Here is a 20,915-nt window from a genome sequence, read left to right on the forward strand (position 1 = left end):
GTCGGCTCGGTGGAGTGCACGCGGAGGTGAGCGGGATGTCGGACGAGTTCGTCGGTTCGGGTGACCCTGCCTACGAGGCCAAGGTGCTGATGATCTCGGTGGCGGCACGGATGGCGGGGATGCACCCGCAGACCCTGCGCCAGTACGACCGGCTGGGCCTGGTCCAGCCGGGTCGGGCGGCCGGCGGCGGCCGCCGCTACAGCGTGCGGGACGTGGTGCTGCTGCGCGAGGTGCAGCGGCTCAGCCAGGACGACGGCATCAACCTGGCGGGGGTCAAGCGCATCATCGGGCTGGAGCGGCTGCTGGAGCAGGCCCAGCAGCGGGTGGCCCGGCTGGAGGCGGAGCTGGACGCCGCGTACCGCCGGATCGCCGAGCTGGAGTCGTTGGCCCGCTTCCCGGGCAGCGACCTCGTCCCGACCAACCGCACCTCCACCGCGCTGGTGGTCTGGCGTCCCCGGCGGGGCCCCGACCGCTGACGACACCTCACCGCGCCCGGCCGCCCTCCCGCGGCCGGGCGCGGTCGTCTTTCCGCCCCCGCCACCGCCCGGGACGTGCGTCGTTTCGGCAAGGCCCCCCGGTTGCCGGTTTGCCGGCGGGGACGACGCCCGGTCCGCTAGCCTCAAAATCAGGTCCAACCATCTCAATCCGGACTCCGATGGCAGGGGGAGCCATGACGGAAGCGGCGAGGAAGGTTGCCCAGCAGACCGAGGAACGGCTCGAAGAGGTGGCGAAGAACGTCCGGGAGAGATTCGACCGGTTCACCGAGAGCCGCTTCACCGACGAGATCAAGAACGGCAGGTTCGCCGACCAGGTCGACCACGGCATCGACCAGGGACGCGACGAGGCGAGACGCCGCGAGCAGGGCGGATCGGAACGCTGACGATCCGCCGACGTGCGGGCCGGGACCCACGGGGGGTCCCGGCCCGTTCGCCGTCCAGAGGCGGGCCGGGACGCCAGGGGTCCCGGGCGGGGGTCCCGGCCCGTTCGCCGTCCAGAGGCGGGCCGGGACGCCAGGGGTCCCGGGCGGGGGTCCCGGCCCGTTCGTCGTTGCGGAGTGCGGGCCGGGACGCCGCGCCGTGCGGGTGCGTGGGGCGCTCAGGCGATGCGGCGGTTCTCCCGGACCAGGCCGCCCTCGCACCAGTCCCGGTAGACGAAGAGCTCCGGCCGGGCCAGCAGCACCCGGCTGTTGTACGCCCAGGTGCGCATCAGGTCGTCGCCGTTCCGCTCGGCCTGCTCGACCAGCTTCCGGAAGCGCCGCTTCGGGTGGGCGCGGAATTTCGTCCGGATGCCGTCGGCGGCGTAGATGTAGAGGCAGTGCAGGGCGAACCGGCGGGCCGGGCAGGTCGCGTCCATCGCCAGGTCGAAGAGCACCGCCACCAGCCGGTCGCCGGAGACCAGCAGGTCCCAGTCCGGCGGCATGGAGGTCAGCGGCACGGAGTCGGGCTGGAAGGCCCACGCGCGCAGCTCGGCGGGGGTCGGATCGACGGGGTTGGCGAAGCCGTGGAACGTCGACTCCTGCACGCTCACCGGCCAACCTTCCGCTCTCGTCCGCGGGGGCTCAGGCCGTCCGCGAGCTCTGGCTGCTGGGGCGAAACGGTAACCCGGCGCGTTGACCGGCGGTAGACCCCGCCGGAGGCAATTCGACAACCGTTGGGCGAGGGCCGGGCCGACCGTACGGTCGACCCGGCCCTCGACGGTGACGTCGGTCAGTCGTGCGCCGGCACCGGTTGGGCCCGCTGGGCCGCGCCGCGCTTCCGCAGCCACCGCTTGAACCACGCGAAGTCGGGCAGCCGCGCCAGCATCGGCCCGGTCACGACCGTGATCAGCACGTACGCCGTGGCGAGCGCGGCCAGCTTCGGGTCGACGCTGCCGGCGGCAACCGCGAGTCCCGCGATGACGATGGAGAACTCTCCCCGGGGCACCAGGGTCAGGCCGGCCCGCCAGCGACCGGGCTCGGCGATGCCGACCCGGCGAGCCGCCAGGTAACCGGTGAGCGTCTTCGTGGCCATGGTGATCACGGCCAGCGCGAGCGCGGGCAGCAGCACCGGCGGGATGTCCCGCGGGTCGGTGACCAGACCGAAGAAGACGAAGAAGACCGCCGCGAAGAGGTCCCGCAGCGGGGTGAGCAGCTCGGTCGCGTGGTGCGCCACCGGTCCGGACAGCGCGATGCCGACCAGGAACGCGCCGACCGCTGCCGACACCTGGAGCTTCGCCGCGATGCCCGCCACCAGCAGCGTCATCCCGAGTACGCCGAGCAGCAGCGCCTCCGGGTCCTTCGCCGACATGGCGGTGGAGATCAGGTTGCCGTACTTGATCGCGACCACCAGCACCAGCAGTACGGTGCCGACCGCGACACCGAGCGCGATGCCGCCGCCCAGCAGGCCGCTGCCGGCGAGCACCGCGGTCGCCAGAGGCAGGTAGAACGCCATCGCCAGGTCCTCGATCACCAGGACCGAGAGGATCACCGGGGTCTCCCGGTTACCGAGGCGGCCCAGGTCGGCGAGGACCTTGGCGATGACCCCCGAGGAGGAGACCCAGGTGATGCCGGCGAGCACCAGGGCGGCGACCCAGTCCCAGCCGAGCAGCAGCGCGAACGCCGCCCCGGGCAGCGCGTTCAGCAGCCCGTCGATCAGGCCGGCCGGGGCCGCGGCGCGCAGGTTGCCGACCAACTCGTTGGCCGAGTACTCCAGGCCCAGCATGACCAGCAGCAGGATCACGCCGATCTCGGCGCCGACCGCGAAGAACTCCTCGCTGGCGGCCAGGGGCAGCAGGCCGCCGTGCCCGAAAGCGAGCCCGGCGAGCAGGTAGAGGGGGATGGGCGAGAGACCGATCCGGCGGCTCAGCCGGCCGAGGAGGCCGAGCAGGAAGAGCAGTGCACCGACTTCGATGAGTAGTGTTGTCGTTTCGTGCATCCGCGCCTCAGCCGTCCGGGTCGCTGTCGGCAAGGATGGCTGTCACCCCGTCGAGGCCCTGACGGGTCCCGACCACGACCACCACGTCACCGGCGGCGAAGCGGAAGGAGGGCTCCGGCGAGACGATCACCTCGCCGTGGCGCAGCACGGCCACGATCGAGGCGCCCGTGCGGGAACGTGCCTGCGTGTCCCCGAGCTTCCGGTTGACGTACTTCGAGCCGGCCGGAATGGCGATCTGCTCGGTGAGCAGGCCGGCGGCCTGCTCCCGCAGCCCGGACAGCTGACCGAGCATCAGCGACGCGCCGAGGATGTCGGCGAGCGCCTCCGCCTCGTCGTCCGTCAGCGGTATGTCGTGCTGACATGAGTCGGGATCGTCCGGGTCGTACAGGACGAGGTCACGGCGGCCATTGCGGTGGGAGACCACACCGAGGCGGCGACCGGACTCCGTCAGCAGATCGTGACGGACCCCGATTCCCGGCAGGGCGGTCTGTTCAACACGTACGCGCACACGGCCAGGCTACCCCTGGTCGGCATGCGCAGATCTTGGCAGCGAGCGCCGTTCCGCTGTGTGGTCGCTCAGCGCTTCTCCGCCACGGGAACGGCCCGTCCAATCGATCACTCGGGCACCTCTGGGCACGGCCGGGACGGCGAGAGTGATCCAGCTCACACGTGCAGGGTTGAGCGGAATAGGCTCAACTCTGGTTGTGTCCTTCCCAGTGGACACGCCGATCCGGGGGAGCCCATGAACACGGAACGACTCACCACCAAGAGCCGCGAGACCATCACCGGTGCCGTCGCGACGGCGAACCAACGCGGTCACGCCACCGTGGAGCCCTGGCACCTGCTGCTGGCGCTGCTGGACACCGAGGGCTCGACCGCCGCCGGCCTGCTGCGCGCCGTCGGGGCCGACCCCGCCGAGCTGCGCCGGGTCGCCCAGCGCTCGGTCGACGCCCTGCCCGCCGCGCGCGGCTCCAGCATCGCCGAGCCGACCCTGGCCCGCGAGTTCGTCAACGCCATCGGGGCCGCCGAGCAGATCGCCCGGCCGCTCGGCGACGAGTACACCTCCACCGAGCACCTGCTCGCCGGCCTGGCCCGGGTGGGTGGCGCGGTGTCGGGCGCGCTGAAGTCGGCCGGCGCCACCGAGGAGAACCTCGTCGCCGCCTTCCCGACCGTGCGCGGCGGGGACCGGCGGGTCACCACCGCCGACCCCGAGCAGACCTACCAGGCCCTGGCCAAGTACGGCGTGGACCTGACCGCCAGCGCCCGCGACGGCAAGATCGACCCGGTCATCGGCCGGGACTCGGAGATCCGCCGGGTGATCCAGGTGCTCTCCCGGCGTACCAAGAACAACCCGGTGCTGATCGGCGAGCCGGGCGTCGGCAAGACCGCGATCGTCGAGGGCCTGGCCCAGCGGATCGTCGCCGGTGACGTGCCCGAGTCGCTGCGCGACAAGAAGCTGGTCTCGCTCGACCTCGGCGCGATGGTCGCCGGCGCGCAGTACCGGGGCCAGTTCGAGGAGCGGCTGAAGTCCGTGCTGGAGGAGATCAAGAACTCCAACGGACAGGTCATCACCTTCCTCGACGAGCTGCACACCGTCGTCGGCGCCGGCAAGGGCGAGGGCTCGATGGACGCCGGCAACATGCTCAAGCCGATGCTGGCCCGCGGCGAGCTGCGGATGGTCGGCGCGACCACCCTCGACGAGTACCGCGAGCACATCGAGAAGGACCCGGCCCTGGAGCGCCGCTTCCAGCCGGTGCTGGTCGGCGAACCGACCATCGAGGACACCATCGGCATCCTGCGCGGCCTCAAGGAGCGCTACGAGGTGCACCACGGCGTACGCATCACCGACGCCGCCCTGGTCGCCGCGGCGTCGCTGTCGGACCGCTACATCACCGACCGGTTCCTGCCGGACAAGGCGATCGACCTGGTCGACGAGTCCGCCTCCCGGCTCCGCATGGAGATCGACTCCCGGCCCGTCGAGGTGGACGAGATCGAGCGGGCGGTACGCCGGCTGGAGATCGAGGAGATGGCGCTGGCCAAGGAGCCCGACGCCGCCTCCGCCGAGCGGCTGGAACGGCTGCGCAAGGAGCTGGCCGACAAGCGCGAGCAGCTCACCGCCCTCGCCGACCGCTGGAAGCTGGAGAAGGACCACATCACCAAGCTCTCCACCGCCAAGGAGGAGCTGGAGCGGCTCGGCGGCGAGGCCGAGCGGGCCGAGCGCGACGGCGAGCTGGAGCGCGCCGCCGAGCTGCGCTACGGCCGGATCCCCGCCCTCAAGACCGAGCTGAAGCAGGCCGAGGAGGAACTGGCCCGGCTCCAGGCCGACGGCGCGATGCTCAAGGAGGAGGTCGGCGCCGACGACATCGCCGCCGTCGTCGCCTCCTGGACCGGCATCCCCGCCGGCCGGCTGCTGGAGGGCGAGACCGCCAAGCTGCTGCGGATGGAGGAGTCGCTGGGCGCCCGCGTGGTCGGCCAGGCCCAGGCCGTGGGATCGGTCTCCGACGCGGTCCGCCGCGCCCGGGCCGGGGTCGCCGACCCGGACCGCCCGACCGGCAGCTTCCTCTTCCTCGGCCCGACCGGCGTCGGCAAGACCGAGCTGGCCAAGGCGCTCGCCGAGTTCCTCTTCGACGACGAGCGGGCCATGGTCCGTATCGACATGAGCGAGTACGGCGAGAAGCACTCCGTCGCCCGCCTGGTCGGCGCCCCGCCCGGCTACGTCGGCTACGAGGAGGGCGGCCAGCTCACCGAGGCGGTGCGCCGCCGGCCGTACTCGGTGATCCTGCTGGACGAGGTCGAGAAGGCCCACCCGGACGTCTTCGACGTCCTGCTCCAGGTGCTGGACGACGGCCGGCTCACCGACGGGCAGGGCCGCACGGTGGACTTCCGCAACGCCATCCTGATCCTCACCTCCAACCTCGGGTCGTCGGTGATCGGCGACCTGACGCTGGCCGAGGAGCAGCGCCGGGAGGGCGTCCTCGCGGTGGTCCGGTCGCACTTCAAGCCGGAGTTCCTCAACCGGCTGGACGACATCGTGGTCTTCGCCGCGTTGCACGGTGACGACCTGCGGGCCATCGTGGACATCCAGCTCGACCGGATGCGCAGGCGGCTGGCGGACCGCCGCCTCGGCCTGGACATCACCGACGCCGCCCGGGGGTGGCTCGCCGAGCACGGCTACGACCCGATCTACGGGGCCCGGCCGCTGCGCCGCCTGGTCCAGACGGCGATCGGTGACCAGCTCGCCAAGGCCCTCCTGGCCGGCCGGATCCGCGACGGCGACACGGTGCGCGTCGACCTGGCGGACACGAAGGACGCCCTCTCGGTCTCGACGGCCTGACCCCCGCCCGACCCGCATCGATCATGAGGTTGGCGGCGAGTTGGATCTCGGCGACTGCCGCCAACTCATGATTCAAGGAGTCGCGCGGGGCGCGGCGGGGAAGGAGATGGGCATGTTCGGGATCGGGAAGAGGGACCGGGAGGTCGAGGCGGCCCTCGACGAGCTACGGCAGGCCGACACGGTGGCGTTCGGCGGAGTCGGGATCGCCGGCACGCTGCTGCCGGTGACCGAGGCGTACCGGCGGGTCGAGGCGGCGCTCGCCGACGACCCCGAGGGCGTCCGCGGGCAACTCGACCGGCTGCTCGCCGAGGGCACCCCGGCGGGCCGCGTCTACGCCGCCACGCTGCTGGAACGGCTCGACCCGGCGGCCGGTCGGGCGGCCTGGACGGCGCTGCGGGACGACCCGGCCGAGTTCGGCACGTTCACCGGCTGCGTCATGGGCCGCGCCACGCTGGGCGGCTACGCGTCGGAGCGGCTCGCCGGAGCATGATCCGTTCGCCGGCCGACCCCGCCCGATCGGCCCTGCCGGCCGGCGTCGGCCATCCGTAGCTTCCGTCCCATGACGCCGCCCGCCGACGCGCCGGTACGCCCGCCCCGTCCCGCCACCGTCACCATCGCCTTCTGGTTGCAGCTCGTGACCGTGCTCGTCCTCCTCGGGCTGGTGGCCCTGGTCGTCACCCAGGCCATCCAGTGGGACGGCCAGATCGACCGCGCGGTGCGGGCGGTCCCGGACGCCGATCCCGACGAGGTGAGCGGCGAGCGCTGGAGCAACGTCGTCGGGGCGGTGGTGCTCGGTCTGCCCGCCCTGCTGCTCGCGCTCTGGCTGGCCGCCACGGCGCTGCCGGTGCGGCGCGGCGGCAACGTCGCCCGGATCCTGGTCTTCGTGGCCGGCGGCGTCCAACTGGTCGTCTGCTGCGGCCAGAGCTTCGCCGGCATGCTCCTGTTCCCCCTGCTCTTCGGCCTCGGCCTCAGCGAGCCGTACGCGGAGGGGGAGTATCCCGACGAGGGGCCGGTCGACCCGGAGGCCGACTTCTGGGCGGAGTCGAAGTTCATCGAGACCCTCTACTCGGAGTCCGACCCCTTCGACGCGGTGCTGTTCCCGCTGGCCGGCCTCGGGGTGTCGACCGTGCTGCTGCTCACCCTCGCGGTGGTGCTGTTGCTGGCGCTGCCGCCCGCCCACCGGTGGTTCGTGCCCCGGGCCGCCTCCTCCGCCGCGCCGCCACCGCCGGCCGGCTACGCCCTAATCCCCGTCGCCTACGCCCCGCCGGCCGGGCCCGGCGCCTATACCCCGGCGGCCTGGCCCGGTGCCCACGTCCCGTCGGCCTGGCCTGGTGCCCACGTCCCGCCGGCCGGGCCCGGCGGTCACCAGACCGTCCCGCCCGGTCACCTGATCTGTCCCGATCCGGCGGCACACAAGGCCCCGACCCGGCCGGGCGACGCCGAGACGGGGACGGCGGACGACTGAGCGCCCGGCACGCCGCGTAATCGGCCTCTCACTCGAACGACAGCAGGTTTCCCCAGGTGCGCGGGGTTGTTACCGTCTCCGCCGACGTACCTGGGGAGGTGGTCGGTGGACGGGTCGGTGGCGTACCTGCTGACGGCGACGGGCTGTCTGGTGGGGGTGGCCGGAGTGGTGGTCGCCGTGGTGGCCCTGCGCCGGGGTCGGTCCCGGCCGCAGCGCCCCAAGGACCCGGGCGATCCGCTGCGGGACCGGGACGCCGACGCGCTGCGCGGCGACCCCCGCCGCCTGAAGCCTGGCGACATCGTCGAGATCCGCGGGACGTCGTACGCCGTCCGCGGCTCGATCCGCCTGGTCGAGGGCGGCTGGAGCTGGGCCGAGCACCTGCTCGACGACGCCGCGGGCGTGCGCCGTTGGCTCTCCGTGGAGGAGGACCCGGAGCTGGAACTGGTGCTCTGGGCCGCCGAGCCGGGCGCCACCGTCACCCCGGGCGCCCCGACGATCGACTTCGCCGGCCGTCGCTACAACTGGGACGAGTCCGGCCAGGCCCGCTACACCGCGACGGGCACCACCGGCCTCGACCCGACCGGCACCATGCGGTACCACGACTACCAGGCACCCGGCGGGGCCCGGCTCTCCTTCGAGGCGTACGGCGAGGCGGGCTGGGAGGTGGCGCTGGGCGAGGTGCTGCACCGCGCCGACGTGATGATCTACCCGCAGTCCGAGGTGGACTGATGCTCGTCACCCTCGACGCCCCGTACGTCGACACCAGCGCCGCCGACCTCAGCCTGGCCCTCGGCGACGACGAGCTGCCCGCGCTGCACGTGCTCGACCTCGACCTGCCCGGCGGCGTCCGGCTGCGGCTGCGCCTGCTCGGCGCCTCGCACCAGGTGGTCCTGCGCGCCGGCGGCGCCACGCTGACCGAGACGGTCGCCTGCCTGCCCGGCCGCCCGCCCGAGCTGCCTCACGCGGTGCAGGACGAGGCGAACGGCTACCGCTTCACCGCGACCGTGCTGCGGCCCGCCGGCACCGGGCTGAGCGACCGGGTGGCCGCCCTGCGTGCCGACCTGGCCGACGACCCGTACGCGCTGGTGGGGGTCTTCCCCGGCGACGCCGACGCGGTGACCGCGCTGTCGGTGCGTCCCGACCCGCCGGACGGCGCCCTCGGCTGGCGCACCTGGCACGCGTATCCCCAGACCAACGAGCTGGTCCTGACCGAGACGGTGGTGGCACTGCGATGACGTACCGACGCTGGTTCGTAGTGGGGGTGGCGTTCGCCGTCATCGGCGCGCTGGTCGCCGCCTTCGCCATCTTCTACGGCAACTTCTCGCCCCGCGGCTTCGTCGAGGACAGGTACACCCGGGCGGCGAGCCAGGACATCGGCCGGGACGCCGTCGCCTACACGTCGAACCGGTCGCCCAGCCAGGTGGCGAAGGAGGTCACCGACGCGTGGCGGCCGGCCGACCAGTACGTCGACGGCAGCGGCGTCTACCTGCGCTACGACGACGACTCGGTGGTGATCCTGCCGATCGCCGCCGGCTCGGTGATCCTGTTGGAACGCCTCGGCACGGCGTACCCGCGCTACCACTCCACCGTGGGCAACCACTGGGGCTGGGGCCGGGGCAGCACCGTGCGCGGCGGCGGCCCGGGCTCCGGCAAGTAGCCCATCCCCTCACCCCGACGAAACCCCTGGAGTCCCCTTGCAGACGCTGGTCACCGATCTGCTGGTCACGCTCGCCTACGGCGTGGTCGGTGTCGTCCTGATGGCCGTCGGCTACGCCCTGGTCGACGTGGCCACTCCCGGAAAGCTCCACGAGCTGATCTGGGTCGAGCGCAACCGCAACGCCGCGCTGCTGCTCGCCTCCAACCTGGCGGGCGTCGGCATCATCGTGGTGGCCGCCATCGCCGCCAGCGCCGACGACTTCGTGCTCGGCATCGTCGGCGCGGCGGCGTACGGCATCCTCGGCCTGGTCATCATGGCGGCGGCGTTCCTGCTGCTCGACGCGGCCACGCCGGGCAGGCTCGGGGAGATCCTGGTCGACCCGCAGCCGCACCCGGCGGTCTGGGTCTCCGCCGTCGTCCACCTGGCCACCGGCGCGATCATCGCCGCCGCCATCAGCTGATGGCCGGCGCGAAGACACCCGCCGCGCCGGCCGCGAAGAAGTCGTCGCCGAAAGCGGCGGTGGTCATCTGGCTGGTCAGCGGCATGATCGTCCTTGGTTGCGTGGTGGCCGGGATGGTCAACAGCGGTTCGGGAGACGACGACGTGCCGTCGCCGACCGCGCAGGAACGCGCTGACACCGTGCCGATCCTCCAACGCTCCGCCGACAGTCAGGGCATCTGCTACGGCTGGGTGCTCCAGGACTACTACAGCTACAGCGACCCGCTGAGTGTGGGGTCGAACCTCGGCGACGGGGTCGCGGTCGAGGAGAATCCGGCCTGTCCCCGATGGGTGCAGGTGGACGCCATCGTCGCCTACACCTCGGAGAGCAGCGAGAGCAACGACTTCGCGCGTGTCGACGTGACGGGTTCCGCCGACGTCACCACCAGTCAGCTGCTGCGTATCGAGCAAGGGCTGGAGCGGTTCGGGCTGACCGATGAGGTCTTCATCGACGATCCGGGTTGGGCGGTCACCCGGGCCGCCGTGACGCTGCCCCTGCTCGCCGCCGAGGCGGGACTGGTGGAGCCGGCCGCCGCCCCGGCTGCCGGCGCGGCCACCCCCGCGCCGCTGCCGGACGCCGGCAACGACCTGTGGCGGGACCGCTGGGGCTACCTGCTGGCCGCGCTCGGCCTGCTGCTGCTCACCGGGCTGCTGGTCGCCGTCGGCCTGTGGCAGCGCCGCCGCCAGCTCCGCAAGGAGGCCGAGGGCGGCAAGGCCAGCGGGCGGACGCCCACGGCTCCCCGGCAGTCCGGCAAACCCGACGCACGGCGTACGCCGGAGGGTCGGTGACCGTCGACGCGCCGGCGCCCGCGCGGTGGCGGCTGTCCCGCGCGGCGGTGCTCGTCGCGGTCTTCGTCTGCGCCGCCTGTGGCCTGGTCTACGAGCTGGCCCTGGTCGCCCTGGGCAGCTACCTGATCGGGGACACGGTCGGGCAGGCGTCGATCGTGCTGGGCGTGATGGTGTTCGCGATGGGCGTGGGCGCGCTCGCCGCCAAGCCGTTGCAGCCGCGCGCCGCCGCCGCGTTCGCCGCGATCGAGCTGGCCCTGGCCCTGCTCGGCGGTCTCTCCGTCCTCGGCCTCTACGCGGCCTTCGCATGGCTGGACCTCTACGGCCCGGCGCTGGTCGGCACCGCGTTCGTGCTGGGCCTGCTGATCGGCGCGGAGATCCCGCTGCTGATGGTGCTGCTGCAACGCATCCGGGAGCAGTCCGCCGGCAGCGCGGTGGCGGACCTGTTCGCCGCCGACTACGTCGGCGCGCTGCTCGGCGGGCTGGCCTTCCCGTTCCTGCTGCTGCCGGTCTTCGGGCAGCTCAAGGGCGCTCTGGTGGTCGGCGCGGTGAACGCCGTGGCCGGGCTCGCGCTGGTCTGCACGGTCTTCCGGCGCGAGCTGAGCCGCCGGGCCCGCGTCGCGCTCGGCGCCGGCACCGCCGTGGTCTTCCTCAGCCTCGGGTACGCGTGGGTGACCGCGCACGACTTCGAGCTGACCGCCCGCCAGCAGCTCTACCGGGACCCGGTGGTGCACGCCGAGCGCAGCCGCTACCAGGAGATCGTGCTCACCCGCTCGGTCGCCGAGACCGGGCGGGCCGGCACCGACCTGCGGCTCTTCCTCAACGGCGACCTACAGTTCAGCTCCGTCGACGAGTACCGCTACCACGAGGCGCTGGTGCACCCGGTGCTGAACGGCCCGCGCGGCGAGGTGCTGGTGCTCGGCGCCGGCGACGGCCTCGCCGTACGCGAGCTGCTGCGCTACCCGGACGTCCGGCGGGTCACGGTGGTGGACCTGGACCCGGCGGTGGTGGCGCTGGCCCGCAGCGAGCCGCAGCTGCGCCGGCTGAACGGCGGGGCGTTCGACGACCCCCGGGTCCGGGTGGTGCACGCCGACGCGTTCTCGTGGCTGCGTACCGCCACGGACCGGTTCTACGCGGTGGTGGCCGACCTGCCCGACCCGGACGAGACGGCCACCGCCAAGCTCTACACGGTCGAGTTCTACGCGCTGGTGCGCGCGGTGCTCGCCGAGGGCGGCCGGCTGGTCGTGCAGTCCGGCTCGCCGTACTTCGCGCCCCGGTCGTACTGGTCGATCGAGGCGTCGCTGCGCGAGGCCGGCTTCGCCACCACGCCGTACCACGTGGACGTGCCGTCCTTCGGCGACTGGGGCTTCCTGCTCGCCGCCCCCGGCGCCACCGCGCCCGCCCTGGCCCTGCCGCCGGACGTACCGGCGCTGCGCTTCCTCGACGCGGCGACGCTCTCCGCCGCCGGGGCCTTCCCCGCCGACCGCCGCCGCGTGGACGTGCCGGCCTCCACCCTGCTCCAGCCCCGGGTGCTGGAGTACGCGCGGGCGGAGTGGCGCGGCTACTGACGCGCCCCTTCCGTCGCGCCCGTCGCGGGCGAATGTATCGATGCGTACGGCGGGTCGGTGTCCGCCTGCCGTGCCCGACTGGCCCGATCTCGATACGGTGTGACCGCGATCTTAGGGAGGGAGAATCATGGTCGATCCCCACAACACGCCGGCCCGCACCCGGCCGGGTGTGGTGACCATTTCCACGTATCTGCTGTGGCTGTTCGCGCTCACCCAGCTCATCGGCGTCATCATCACGCTGTCCACCCTCGGCACCGTCTCCAGGGTGCTCGACGAGGCCTACCGGGGCACCGAGGCCAACGGTGTGCAGAACCTGGCGGACATCACCAAGGTCATCACCACCGTCAGTGCCGCCATCCTGCTCCTGCTCGCGGTGGTGCTCGCCGTACTGGGCGTGTTCAACAACCGGGGCAGCAACGGGGCCCGGATCACCACCTGGATCATCGGCGGCATCATGGTCTGCTGCACGGGCGGCGGCCTGGCCAGCGGCCTGGCCGGCGGCGGCTTTGGCGGGACCGGCCAGACGACCGGCAACGGGCCGAGCCCCGAGGAGATCCAGCGCCGCCTGGAGGAGGCGCTGCCCGGCTGGGTCAACCCGGTCTCCACGCTGGTCGGCGTGATCGGGCTGCTCTCGCTGCTCGCCGCGCTGATCCTGCTGGCGCTGCCGAAGGCCAACGAGTTCTTCCGCAAGCCGAAGCAGGCGTGGGAGCCGCCGGTCCCGGGCGCGGCCTACCCGGGCCACCCGCAGACGCCCGGCGAGCCCGGCTACCCGCAGACGCCGGGGTATCCGCAGGCACCCGGCCAGCCGTCGGCGCCGGGCCAGCCCGGCTACCCGGCTCCGGGCGGCCAGCCGCCGTCCTCTCCGTACGGCGGGCAGCCGGGTCAGCCGGGTCAGCCGGGTCAGCCGGGGGCGACCCCGGGTGGCGAGCAGCCCGGCTCGGACCGCCCCGGTCCGCCGCCGCCGCCGGTGAGTTGACCGGTCGATAACAGCGACGCCGACGGTCCCTCCGAGTAGGTTGCATCCCGACGCCTACCGGAGGGACTCGTCGTGTCGTACCCCGATCGGGCACCGGCCCGTCGCCCGGTCGTGGTCACGCTGGCCGTGGCGGCGCTGGTGCTGATGGCGGTCGCCGCCCTGGCGTACGCCGCCGCCGGCGCGGCGACCCTCGGGGGCACCGTGGACCGGTTCCGCGACGCGGCCGGTGGCACCTCGGCGGGCCCCGAGCAGGTCGACCGCATCGTCACCCTGCTGCGCGTGTCCACCGTGCTCACCGTGGTGGTGAGCCTGCTGGCGGGGCTGCTCCTCGCCGGCCTGGCCCTCGGCCTGCGGGCCGGCCGCTCCGGCGCGCGCACCGCGACCTGGGTGGTGTGCGGCCTGGGCCTGATCCTCGGCTGCTGCGCGCTGGCGGCGCTGGTCGGCCAGCGCGCCGCCCCGCTGCGACTCGGCGAGGACGACCGGGCGACGGGGGAGTTGCTGGGCCTCGTCGACGACGCCCACCCGTCCTGGTGGATTCCGTTGGGCGCGGGGCTTTCGGTCGGCCAGGTGCTCGGTTACCTTGTGGTAGCAACGCTGCTGGCCCTGCCGGCGGCGAACGCCTGGTTCCGCCGCCGACCAGCACCGCAAGCCCCGCAGCAGCCCCCCACGCAGCCCGCACCGCCCGCCGACCCGCAGCAGCCCGCACCGTCGCCCGCCCAGCACCCGTGGCACCAGCCGCCCGCGCCTTCGTACCCGCCGAGTGAGGATCGCCTGTGACGCTCGACCAGCCGACCACCGGGCGGCGGGCCCTGATCACCGGCGGGACCGCCGGCATCGGCGCCGCCTTCGCCCGCCGGCTGGCGTCGGACGGCTGGCATCTGGTGCTCGTGGCGCGGGACGCCGCCCGGCTGACCGAGACGGCGGCCGAGCTGACCGCGCGGCACGGCCGGGAGGTCGAGACGATCGCGGCCGACCTGTCCACCGACGACGGTTGCGCGGCCGTGGAGCGGCGGCTGGCGGAGGGGTCGCCGGTCGAGTTGCTGGTCAACAATGCCGGCATCAGCCTGAACACCCCGTTCCTGCGGTCGTCCGCGGAGGACGAGGCGCGGCTGCTGCGGCTCAACGTGCACGCGGTGATGCGGCTGACCCTCGCGGCCCTGCGTCCGATGACGGAGCGGCGTCACGGGGCAGTGATAAATGTCTCTTCCGTGGCGGGTTTCGGGGCGGTCATGCCGGGCTCGACCTACTCGGCCAGCAAGGCGTGGGTCACCAACTTCAGTGAGTCCGTCGGCCAGTCCGCGCGGCCGTTCGGCGTCCGCGTGATGGCGCTCTGCCCCGGCTACACACGGACGGAGTTCCACGAGCGGGCCGGCATCAACATGTCGAAGACACCGGAGTGGATGTGGCTGCGGGCCGACGACGTGGTCGACGAAGCGCTGCGTGACCTGCGCAAAGGCAAGCTGGTCAGCGTCCCCGCGTGGAAGTACAAGCTGGCCGTCGCCGGTTTGCGGCACGCGCCCCGGCGGCTGCTGGAGGCGGTGGCCCGCGACACCCGGGGCCGCATCGGTCGCGACAACGGCTGACCGCCGCAGCGGGGCCGCGCCGCGCCGCCGGCCGGCGGCGATCGCCCGCCTCGCCGGCTGAACGGTCGCTCAGCGTAGCCGGCCATCGCCATCCATCGGTCGCTCCCATGGCTGATCCGGGTGGACCCGGCACGCGGCTCCCAGACTTGCGCAGTACCCTCTACCCCCATGGGGGACCACGACGACCTGCGTAAATTCATTACCGACCTGGCGGTGGTCCACGGCCGGGTGGTGCTCTCCTCCGGGCGCGAGGCGGACTGGTACGTCGATCTGCGTCGCGTCACGCTCCATCACCAGGCCGCCCCGTTGGTGGGCCGGGTGATGCGCGAGCTGACCGCCGACTGGGACTACGACGCGGTGGGCGGCCTGACCCTGGGCGCCGATCCGGTGGCGATGTCCATGCTGCACGCCGCGTCCGCGACTGATCATCCGCTGGACGCGTTCGTGGTCCGCAAGGCGGGCAAGGCGCACGGGCTCCAGCGCCGGATCGAGGGACCGGACGTGGCCGGCCGGCGGGTGCTGGCGGTGGAGGACACGTCCACCACCGGGGGGAGTGTGTTGACTGCGGTCGAGGCCCTTCGTGAGGTCGGGGCCGAGATCGTGGGTGTGGCGGTTATTGTTGATCGAGGCGCCGGCGACGCGGTGAGAGCTGCCGGACTGCCTTATCGGGCGGCCTATACGTTGGCTGACCTCGGCCTTGTGGCGTAAAAGTCTGCCGATTCGGATCTGCTGATATGCAGGCGGATCGATGCTGCTGGTGGAAGGATGGAATACGTGGGAACTGCGTTGGCTGAAATGACCATGCCTCAGATCTCGCCGCTTGCCGGCGAGCCGATCGAACGTGCCGATGCCGAGCGTCTCGCCGGGGTCCTCAAGGCCCTCGCCGACCCCGCTCGACTGCGGCTGCTCAGCCTGATCCAGTCGGCGCCCGAGGGCGAGGCGTGCGTGTGCGACCTGACCGCGCCGCTCGGCCTCTCGCAGCCGACGGTCAGTCACCACCTGCGCATCCTCACCGAGGCCGGCTTGCTGGAGCGGGAGAAGCGCGGTGTCTGGGCCTACTACCGGCTGGTGCCGACCGCGATCGCCACGATCGCGGATCTGCTGACCCCGCCGCGCAAGCGCGCCACCAAGAAGGCTCGCTGACCTGTAGCGATCGTCCGGTGCCATCCCCCACCGGGGACGGCACCGGACGGCCGGCCGGTCAGTGCTTGCCGTAGTGCTCGCGGGTCTCCCGGATCGCCTCCTCGGCGGCGGCCCGCTCCTGCGGGGTGGCGCCACGCTTGGCGGCCATCCGCGCCCGCAGCAGCTCGACGGCGATCGGGACGACCGAGAGCGCCACGATGGCGATCAGGATCATCTCGATGTTCGCCTTGACGAACGGGATCTGCCCCAGGAAGTAGCCGAGCACGGTCACGCCCGTGCCCCAGAGGATGCCGCCGATCACGTTGTAGATGACGAAGGTGCGGTAGTTCATCCGGCTGACCCCGGCCACGATCGGCGTGAACGTCCGCACGATCGGCACGAAGCGGGCCAGCACGATGGAGCGCGCGCCGTACTTCTCGAAGAAGTCGTGCGCCTTCAGCACGTTCTCCTGCTTGAACAGCTTCGAGTTCGGCCGGCGGAACAGGGCCGGGCCGACCTTGCGGCCGAACGCGTACCCGACCTGGTCGCCGGCGATCGCCGCGAGGGTGATCAGCAGGCAGACCAGCCACAGCGGGTAGGTGATGTACTTCCCGTCGGCGGTGAGCAGACCCGCCGTGAACAGCAGCGAGTCGCCCGGCAGGAAGAACCCGATCAGCAGGCCGGACTCGGCGAAGACGATGACCAGGATGCCGATCAGCCCGAATGTCGAGATCAACACCTCTGGATCGAGCCAGCTCGGCCCCAGGGCCAGGGTGGTGGTGGGCGTCGGCACGAGGTGACCTCCGATGGATGCCGGTTGGGGACGGAACGTCCGTAGTCTAGGTGGCTCCCCGGCGTGCCGGTGCTCGACGTCACACCCGCGTCCGCCCGCCCGCCGTCCCGACCGGGGCCGGGACGGCGGGGACCGCGCCTACAGCCGGGGGTCGACCGGCTCGGACTCGCAGGCCAGGATCGCGAAGACCAGCTCGTGCCGGCGCCACAGCGGCGCACCGGCGACCAGCGCGTCCAGCGCCGCCAGCCCCAGCCCGTGCTCGCGCAGCGCCAGCCCCCGCTTGCGCCCCAGCGACCGGCGGCGCAGCGCGGCGAGCTGCTCCGGCTCGTCGTATCCGGGGCCGTAGATGATCCGCAGGTACTCCCGGCCCCGGCACTTGATGCCCGGCTGGAGCAGCGAACCCCGCTCGGAGCGGGCGGCCGGCCCGGCGTACGGCTTCACCACCATGCCCTCGCCGCCGGCGGCGGTCAGCTCCAGCCACCAGTCCGTGGCCGCCCCCTCGGCGGCGGGATCGGCCAGGTCGACCACCTGTCGACGGGTCGGGGTGAAGAACTCCGGGTCGGCCGCGCAGAGCCGGTCGGCCAGCCCGAGGTGCCAGCCGTGGTCCCGGTCGGCGTAGCTGGCCTTGGCGCCGGCGAGCACCGCGAACGGGGCCAGGGTCACCCCGCGCAGCCCGTCGGTCGGGCCCACGTACTCCCGGTAGGCGTCCGAGTAGGCCAGGATCTCGTCGCGGCGGCGGGCCATCCGGTCGCGCAGCTCGCCCACGGGCAGGCCCCGCCCGGCTGCCGCCTCCAGCGCGGCCAGCGCCGCGGGCAGCGCGGCCCGGCCGGCGGCGCCGACCCCGGCGTACTGCTCGCGGATCAGCCCACCCGCCTTCGCCGACCAGGGCAGCAGCTCGCAGTCGAGCAGCAGCCAGTCGGATTCCAGCTCGGCCCAGAGCCCCGCCCCACCGACCGCAGCGCGCACCCGGTCGAGCAGCCCGGTGTCGAGCGGCTCGCCGAAGAACGGCCGGCCGGTGCGCGTGTGCACCACGCCGCCGCCCGGACCGAAAGGCCCGCCGTCCGGCTCCCGGCAGACCAGCACCACCGCCCGCGAACCCATGTGCTTCTCCTCGCAGACCACCCGGTCCACGCCCGCCGCGCGGTAGTCGGCGAACGCCTGCGCCGGATGCTCCAGGAAACCGTCCACGGTCGATGTCGAGCAGGGTGCCATCGTCGGCGGCAGCCAGGCCAGCCAGCGCGGGTCGACCGCGAACCGGCTCATCACCTCCAGCGCCGCCGCGGCGTTCTCCGCCGGCACCGTCAGCGACCCGTACGCGTGCTCGACGTGCCGCCGGCCGGCCACGTCGGACAGCTCCAGCACCTGGTCGGGCCGGGCCGGGGCGGCGGTCAGCGGGCGGGCCGGGGCGTACCACTCCCGCTCCGCCGGCACCGAGAGCAGCTCCTTCTCCGGGTAGCGCAGCGCGGTGAGCCGGCCGCCGAAGACGCAGCCGGTGTCGATGCAGATGGTGTTGTTCACCCACTCCGGCTCCGGGGTGGGCGTGTGCCCGTAGACCACCATCGCCGAGCCCCGGTACTCCCGCGCCCACGGGTAGCGCACCGGCAGCCCGTACTCGTCGGTCTCGCCGGTGGTCTCGCCGAACAGCGCGAAGGCCCGCACCCGGCCCGACGCGCGGCCCTGGTACGCCTCCTTCAGCCCGGCGTGCGCGACCACCAGCCGGCCGCCGTCCAGCACGTAGTGGCTGACCAGGCCGTCGACGAAGGCCGTCACCTCGGCCACGAAGCTGTCCGGCTCCGCCGCCAGCTGGGCCATCGTCTCGGCCAGGCCGTGGGTGAGCCGTACGTCCCGGCCGCGCAGCCGGCGCAGCAGCTTCTGCTCGTGGTTGCCGGGCACGCAGATCGCGTGCCCGGCGGCGACCATGCCCATGACCAGGCGGAGCACGCCGGGCGAGTCCGGGCCGCGGTCCACCAGGTCACCCACGAAGACGGCGGTACGCCCCGCCGGGTGCGTCGCGTCGGCCGGCCGGCCGTGCTCGTCGCGGCGCAGCTCCCAGCCGAGCCGGGTCAGCAGCGCCTCCAGCTCGGCGCGGCAGCCGTGCACGTCACCGACGACGTCGAACGGCCCGGTCAGCTCCCGCCGGTCGTTGAACAGCTTCTCGTAGCGGATCTCGGCGGCGTCGATCTCGTCCACGCCGCGCAGCACGTGCACCTTCCGGAAGCCCTCGCGGGCCAGCTGCCCGTACGACCGGCGCAGGTCGCGCTGCATCCGGGCGAGCACCTGCCGGCCGAAGGTGCGGTCGGCGCGGCCCTCGGTGCGTTCCCAGGCCAGCGCCTCGGGCACGTCCAGCACGACGGCCACCGGCAGCACGTCGTGCTCGCGGGCCACCCGCACCAGGGCGGCCCGGGCGTGCGGCTGGAGGTTGGTCGCGTCGACCACCGTCAGCCGGCCCCGCCGCAGCCGCGTGGCGGCGACGTGGTGCAGCGCGTCGAACGCGTCGGCGGAGGCGGCCTGGTCGTTCTCGTCGTCGGCGACCATCGCCCGGAACGCGTCGGAGGAGAGCACCTGGCTGGGCGCGAAGTGCCGGCGGGCGAAGGTGGACTTGCCGGAGCCCGAGACGCCGACCAGCGCGACCAGGGCCAGCTCGGGGATGTCGAGGGTGGTCATCGGGTCTTCTCCTGGCGGGTGAGCACGGCGAGCTGGGTGGGGGCGCCGACCTCGGGATCGTCGTCGCCGACCCCGCCGATCGCGGCCGAGTAGCCGTAGGTCGCGGCCACCCGGTCGACCCACGCCGCGAACTCCGCGCGGGTCCACTCGAACCGGTGGTCGGCGTGCCGGAACCGCCCGGCGGGCAGGCCCTCGTAGCGGACGTTGTACTCGACGTTGGGCGTGGTCACCACGACGGTGGCGGGACGGGCGTGACCGAGGACGGCGTCCTCCAGCGCCGGCAGCCGGGGCGGGTCGACGTGCTCGACCACCTCCATCAGCACCGCCGCGTCGTAGCCGCGCAGCCGGTCGTCCCGGTAGGTCAGCGCGGACTGCCAGAGCCGGACCCGGTCCCGCTGCCGCTCCGGCAGGCGGTCCAGCCGCAGCCGCCGGGCGGCCAGGGTCAGCGCGTGCGGGGACACGTCGGTGCCGACGATCTCGGTGAACCGGCGGTCGCCGACCAGCGCGGCGAGCAGGGCGCCCCCGCCGCAGCCCAGGTCCAGCACCCGGCTCGCGCCGGACTCGACCAGTGCCGCGAGGACGGCCTCCCGCCGCCGCGCCGCCAACGTCGGCTGGCGGTGGGTGGGCTCGTCCACCGTGTCGGGCTCGTCGGCGGCCGGCTCGTCGGTCAACCGCTGCTCGGCGAGGCGGGCGAGGGCCAGCCCGGCCAGCGCGCGCCGGTGCGCCAGGTAGCGTCGGGTGATCATGCCCCGTTCCGGGTGGTCGGCCAGCCAGCCCTCGCCGGCCCGGAGCAGCTTGTCGACCTCGTCGGGCGCCACCCAGTAGTGCTTGGCGTCGTCCAGGACCGGCAGCAGGACGTAGAGGTGGTTGAGCGCGTCGGCGACGCGCAGCGTCCCGGTCAGGGTCAGGTCGACGTACCGGCTGTCGCCCCACTCCGGGTGCCGCTCGTCGAGCGGGATCGGGGTCGCGGTCACCGCCCAGCCGAGCGGGCCGAACATCCGGGCCGCCATGTCCGCGCCGCCCCGGCAGCGCAGCACCGGCACCCGCACCTCCAGCGGGATCGGCGTACGGGCCAGTTCGGGGCGCTCCCGGGACTCGCCGCGCAGCGCGGAGCGGTACACCTTGGACAGCGCCGAGGAGAGCAGACTGGACGCGGCGTACGGCCGGTCGTTGACGTACCGCCCGAGGGTGAAGGCCTCCGGGGGCGTCGCCTGCGGCCGGCCGCGGCCCTTGCCCCGCGCGCCGGCCAGCCGCAGCGGGTCCACGTCGAGCAGCAGGGCGGCGGTGCAGCGCTGCTCGCCCGCCTCGGGGTAGAACACGTGCGCGGTGCCGACCGGCACGTCGAAGGAGTGCGCGCGGTCGGGGTGCTTGACCAGCAGGTGACCGAGGTCGGTCGCCGGGCGGTGGGTGGTGGTCAGGGTGAGCAGCACGCGCCCATGGTGTCAGTGTCTTCGATCTTGCGTCGTCCCGTTTTTGCTCTTGTTCCGGGGTGGTTTCCGGGGGAGCCCCACCCGCTCCGGGCGGTCAGGCTTGATCCCTGCGCGGGTGGGGCTCCCC

Annotated in this window: 22 protein-coding genes; 16 read left to right on the forward strand and 6 right to left on the reverse strand. The window is 73.4% G+C overall.

Annotated features, from left to right (window positions below; translation table 11 throughout):
* Positions 1 to 35: 35 nt before the first annotated feature.
* A complete protein-coding gene (locus ACZ6O2_RS09675; RefSeq protein WP_350682760.1) occupies positions 36 to 476 on the forward strand; it encodes a heat shock protein transcriptional repressor HspR in 441 nt (146 codons plus the stop codon).
* Between the two features lie 194 nt (positions 477 to 670).
* Positions 671 to 880 carry a hypothetical protein gene (locus ACZ6O2_RS09680; RefSeq protein WP_466022569.1) on the forward strand — a complete coding sequence of 70 codons (210 nt, stop codon included), beginning with the start codon at positions 671 to 673 and terminating at the stop codon, positions 878 to 880.
* Positions 881 to 1,095: 215 nt separating this feature from the next.
* On the opposite strand, the gene ACZ6O2_RS09685 is transcribed toward ACZ6O2_RS09680, so the two are convergent.
* The 3 genes from ACZ6O2_RS09685 to ACZ6O2_RS09695 form a co-directional block, all read right to left on the reverse strand.
* Positions 1,096 to 1,527 carry a hypothetical protein gene (locus tag ACZ6O2_RS09685; RefSeq protein ID WP_350702233.1) on the reverse strand — a complete coding sequence of 144 codons (432 nt, stop codon included), beginning with the start codon at positions 1,525 to 1,527 and terminating at the stop codon, positions 1,096 to 1,098.
* Between the two features lie 179 nt (positions 1,528 to 1,706).
* Entirely contained in the window at positions 1,707 to 2,912 is a 1,206-nt protein-coding gene (locus ACZ6O2_RS09690) for a cation:proton antiporter (RefSeq protein ID WP_350702231.1), read from the reverse strand.
* Positions 2,913 to 2,919: 7 nt separating this feature from the next.
* Positions 2,920 to 3,420 carry a cation:proton antiporter regulatory subunit gene (locus ACZ6O2_RS09695; RefSeq protein WP_350702229.1) on the reverse strand — a complete coding sequence of 167 codons (501 nt, stop codon included), beginning with the start codon at positions 3,418 to 3,420 and terminating at the stop codon, positions 2,920 to 2,922.
* A gap of 234 nt (positions 3,421 to 3,654) precedes the next feature.
* Between ACZ6O2_RS09695 and clpB the strand changes: the two genes are divergently transcribed.
* The 14 genes from clpB (at position 3,655) to ACZ6O2_RS09765 (ending at position 15,922) form a co-directional block, all read left to right on the forward strand.
* Positions 3,655 to 6,246 (forward strand): ATP-dependent chaperone ClpB, encoded by a 2,592-nt coding sequence (gene clpB, locus ACZ6O2_RS09700; protein WP_350702227.1) that lies wholly within the window; start codon positions 3,655 to 3,657, stop codon positions 6,244 to 6,246.
* A 112-nt stretch (positions 6,247 to 6,358) separates the two neighbouring features.
* Positions 6,359 to 6,736, forward strand: coding sequence for a hypothetical protein (locus ACZ6O2_RS09705; protein WP_350702225.1), 378 nt, complete (start codon positions 6,359 to 6,361; stop codon positions 6,734 to 6,736).
* Between the two features lie 69 nt (positions 6,737 to 6,805).
* Complete coding sequence (locus tag ACZ6O2_RS09710) at positions 6,806 to 7,711, forward strand: hypothetical protein (protein WP_466022570.1); 906 nt, start codon at positions 6,806 to 6,808, stop codon at positions 7,709 to 7,711.
* Between the two features lie 105 nt (positions 7,712 to 7,816).
* Positions 7,817 to 8,440, forward strand: a complete 624-nt coding sequence (locus ACZ6O2_RS09715; RefSeq protein WP_350702221.1) for a DUF4178 domain-containing protein — start codon at positions 7,817 to 7,819, stop codon at positions 8,438 to 8,440.
* The gene (locus ACZ6O2_RS09720) at positions 8,440 to 8,946 is read left to right on the forward strand and encodes a DUF2617 family protein (RefSeq protein ID WP_350702219.1); all 507 of its coding nucleotides are present in this window, start codon (positions 8,440 to 8,442) and stop codon (positions 8,944 to 8,946) included. Before ACZ6O2_RS09715 ends, ACZ6O2_RS09720 begins: the two co-directional genes overlap by 1 nt.
* Positions 8,943 to 9,368 carry a DUF4247 domain-containing protein gene (locus ACZ6O2_RS09725; RefSeq protein WP_350702217.1) on the forward strand — a complete coding sequence of 142 codons (426 nt, stop codon included), beginning with the start codon at positions 8,943 to 8,945 and terminating at the stop codon, positions 9,366 to 9,368. Before ACZ6O2_RS09720 ends, ACZ6O2_RS09725 begins: the two co-directional genes overlap by 4 nt.
* 37 nt (positions 9,369 to 9,405) lie before the next feature.
* Complete coding sequence (locus ACZ6O2_RS09730; RefSeq protein WP_357449859.1) at positions 9,406 to 9,828, forward strand: DUF350 domain-containing protein; 423 nt, start codon at positions 9,406 to 9,408, stop codon at positions 9,826 to 9,828.
* A gap of 65 nt (positions 9,829 to 9,893) precedes the next feature.
* The gene (locus ACZ6O2_RS09735; protein WP_466022655.1) at positions 9,894 to 10,655 is read left to right on the forward strand and encodes a hypothetical protein; all 762 of its coding nucleotides are present in this window, start codon (positions 9,894 to 9,896) and stop codon (positions 10,653 to 10,655) included.
* The gene (locus ACZ6O2_RS09740; protein ID WP_466022571.1) at positions 10,652 to 12,220 is read left to right on the forward strand and encodes a polyamine aminopropyltransferase; all 1,569 of its coding nucleotides are present in this window, start codon (positions 10,652 to 10,654) and stop codon (positions 12,218 to 12,220) included. Before ACZ6O2_RS09735 ends, ACZ6O2_RS09740 begins: the two co-directional genes overlap by 4 nt.
* A gap of 127 nt (positions 12,221 to 12,347) precedes the next feature.
* Positions 12,348 to 13,196 (forward strand): hypothetical protein, encoded by an 849-nt coding sequence (locus ACZ6O2_RS09745; protein ID WP_466022572.1) that lies wholly within the window; start codon positions 12,348 to 12,350, stop codon positions 13,194 to 13,196.
* A 72-nt stretch (positions 13,197 to 13,268) separates the two neighbouring features.
* The gene (locus tag ACZ6O2_RS09750) at positions 13,269 to 13,973 is read left to right on the forward strand and encodes a hypothetical protein (RefSeq protein ID WP_466022573.1); all 705 of its coding nucleotides are present in this window, start codon (positions 13,269 to 13,271) and stop codon (positions 13,971 to 13,973) included.
* Complete coding sequence (locus tag ACZ6O2_RS09755) at positions 13,970 to 14,779, forward strand: SDR family NAD(P)-dependent oxidoreductase (RefSeq protein ID WP_466022574.1); 810 nt, start codon at positions 13,970 to 13,972, stop codon at positions 14,777 to 14,779. The genes ACZ6O2_RS09750 and ACZ6O2_RS09755 overlap by 4 nt, the downstream gene beginning before the upstream one ends.
* A 168-nt stretch (positions 14,780 to 14,947) precedes the next feature.
* Positions 14,948 to 15,487, forward strand: coding sequence for an orotate phosphoribosyltransferase (locus ACZ6O2_RS09760; RefSeq protein ID WP_350685601.1), 540 nt, complete (start codon positions 14,948 to 14,950; stop codon positions 15,485 to 15,487).
* 57 nt (positions 15,488 to 15,544) lie between these two features.
* Complete coding sequence (locus tag ACZ6O2_RS09765) at positions 15,545 to 15,922, forward strand: ArsR/SmtB family transcription factor (protein ID WP_007073957.1); 378 nt, start codon at positions 15,545 to 15,547, stop codon at positions 15,920 to 15,922.
* Positions 15,923 to 15,980: 58 nt separating this feature from the next.
* On the opposite strand, the gene ACZ6O2_RS09770 is transcribed toward ACZ6O2_RS09765, so the two are convergent.
* The 3 genes from ACZ6O2_RS09770 to ACZ6O2_RS09780 form a co-directional block, all read right to left on the reverse strand.
* The gene (locus ACZ6O2_RS09770; protein WP_466022575.1) at positions 15,981 to 16,694 is read right to left on the reverse strand and encodes a DedA family protein; all 714 of its coding nucleotides are present in this window, start codon (positions 16,692 to 16,694) and stop codon (positions 15,981 to 15,983) included.
* 138 nt (positions 16,695 to 16,832) lie between these two features.
* Positions 16,833 to 19,358, reverse strand: a complete 2,526-nt coding sequence (locus ACZ6O2_RS09775; protein ID WP_466022576.1) for a polynucleotide kinase-phosphatase — start codon at positions 19,356 to 19,358, stop codon at positions 16,833 to 16,835.
* The gene (locus ACZ6O2_RS09780; protein ID WP_466022577.1) at positions 19,355 to 20,788 is read right to left on the reverse strand and encodes a 3' terminal RNA ribose 2'-O-methyltransferase Hen1; all 1,434 of its coding nucleotides are present in this window, start codon (positions 20,786 to 20,788) and stop codon (positions 19,355 to 19,357) included. Before ACZ6O2_RS09780 ends, ACZ6O2_RS09775 begins: the two co-directional genes overlap by 4 nt.
* Positions 20,789 to 20,915 lie beyond the last annotated feature (127 nt).

Source organism: Micromonospora sp. NPDC048040, assembly GCF_055587185.1.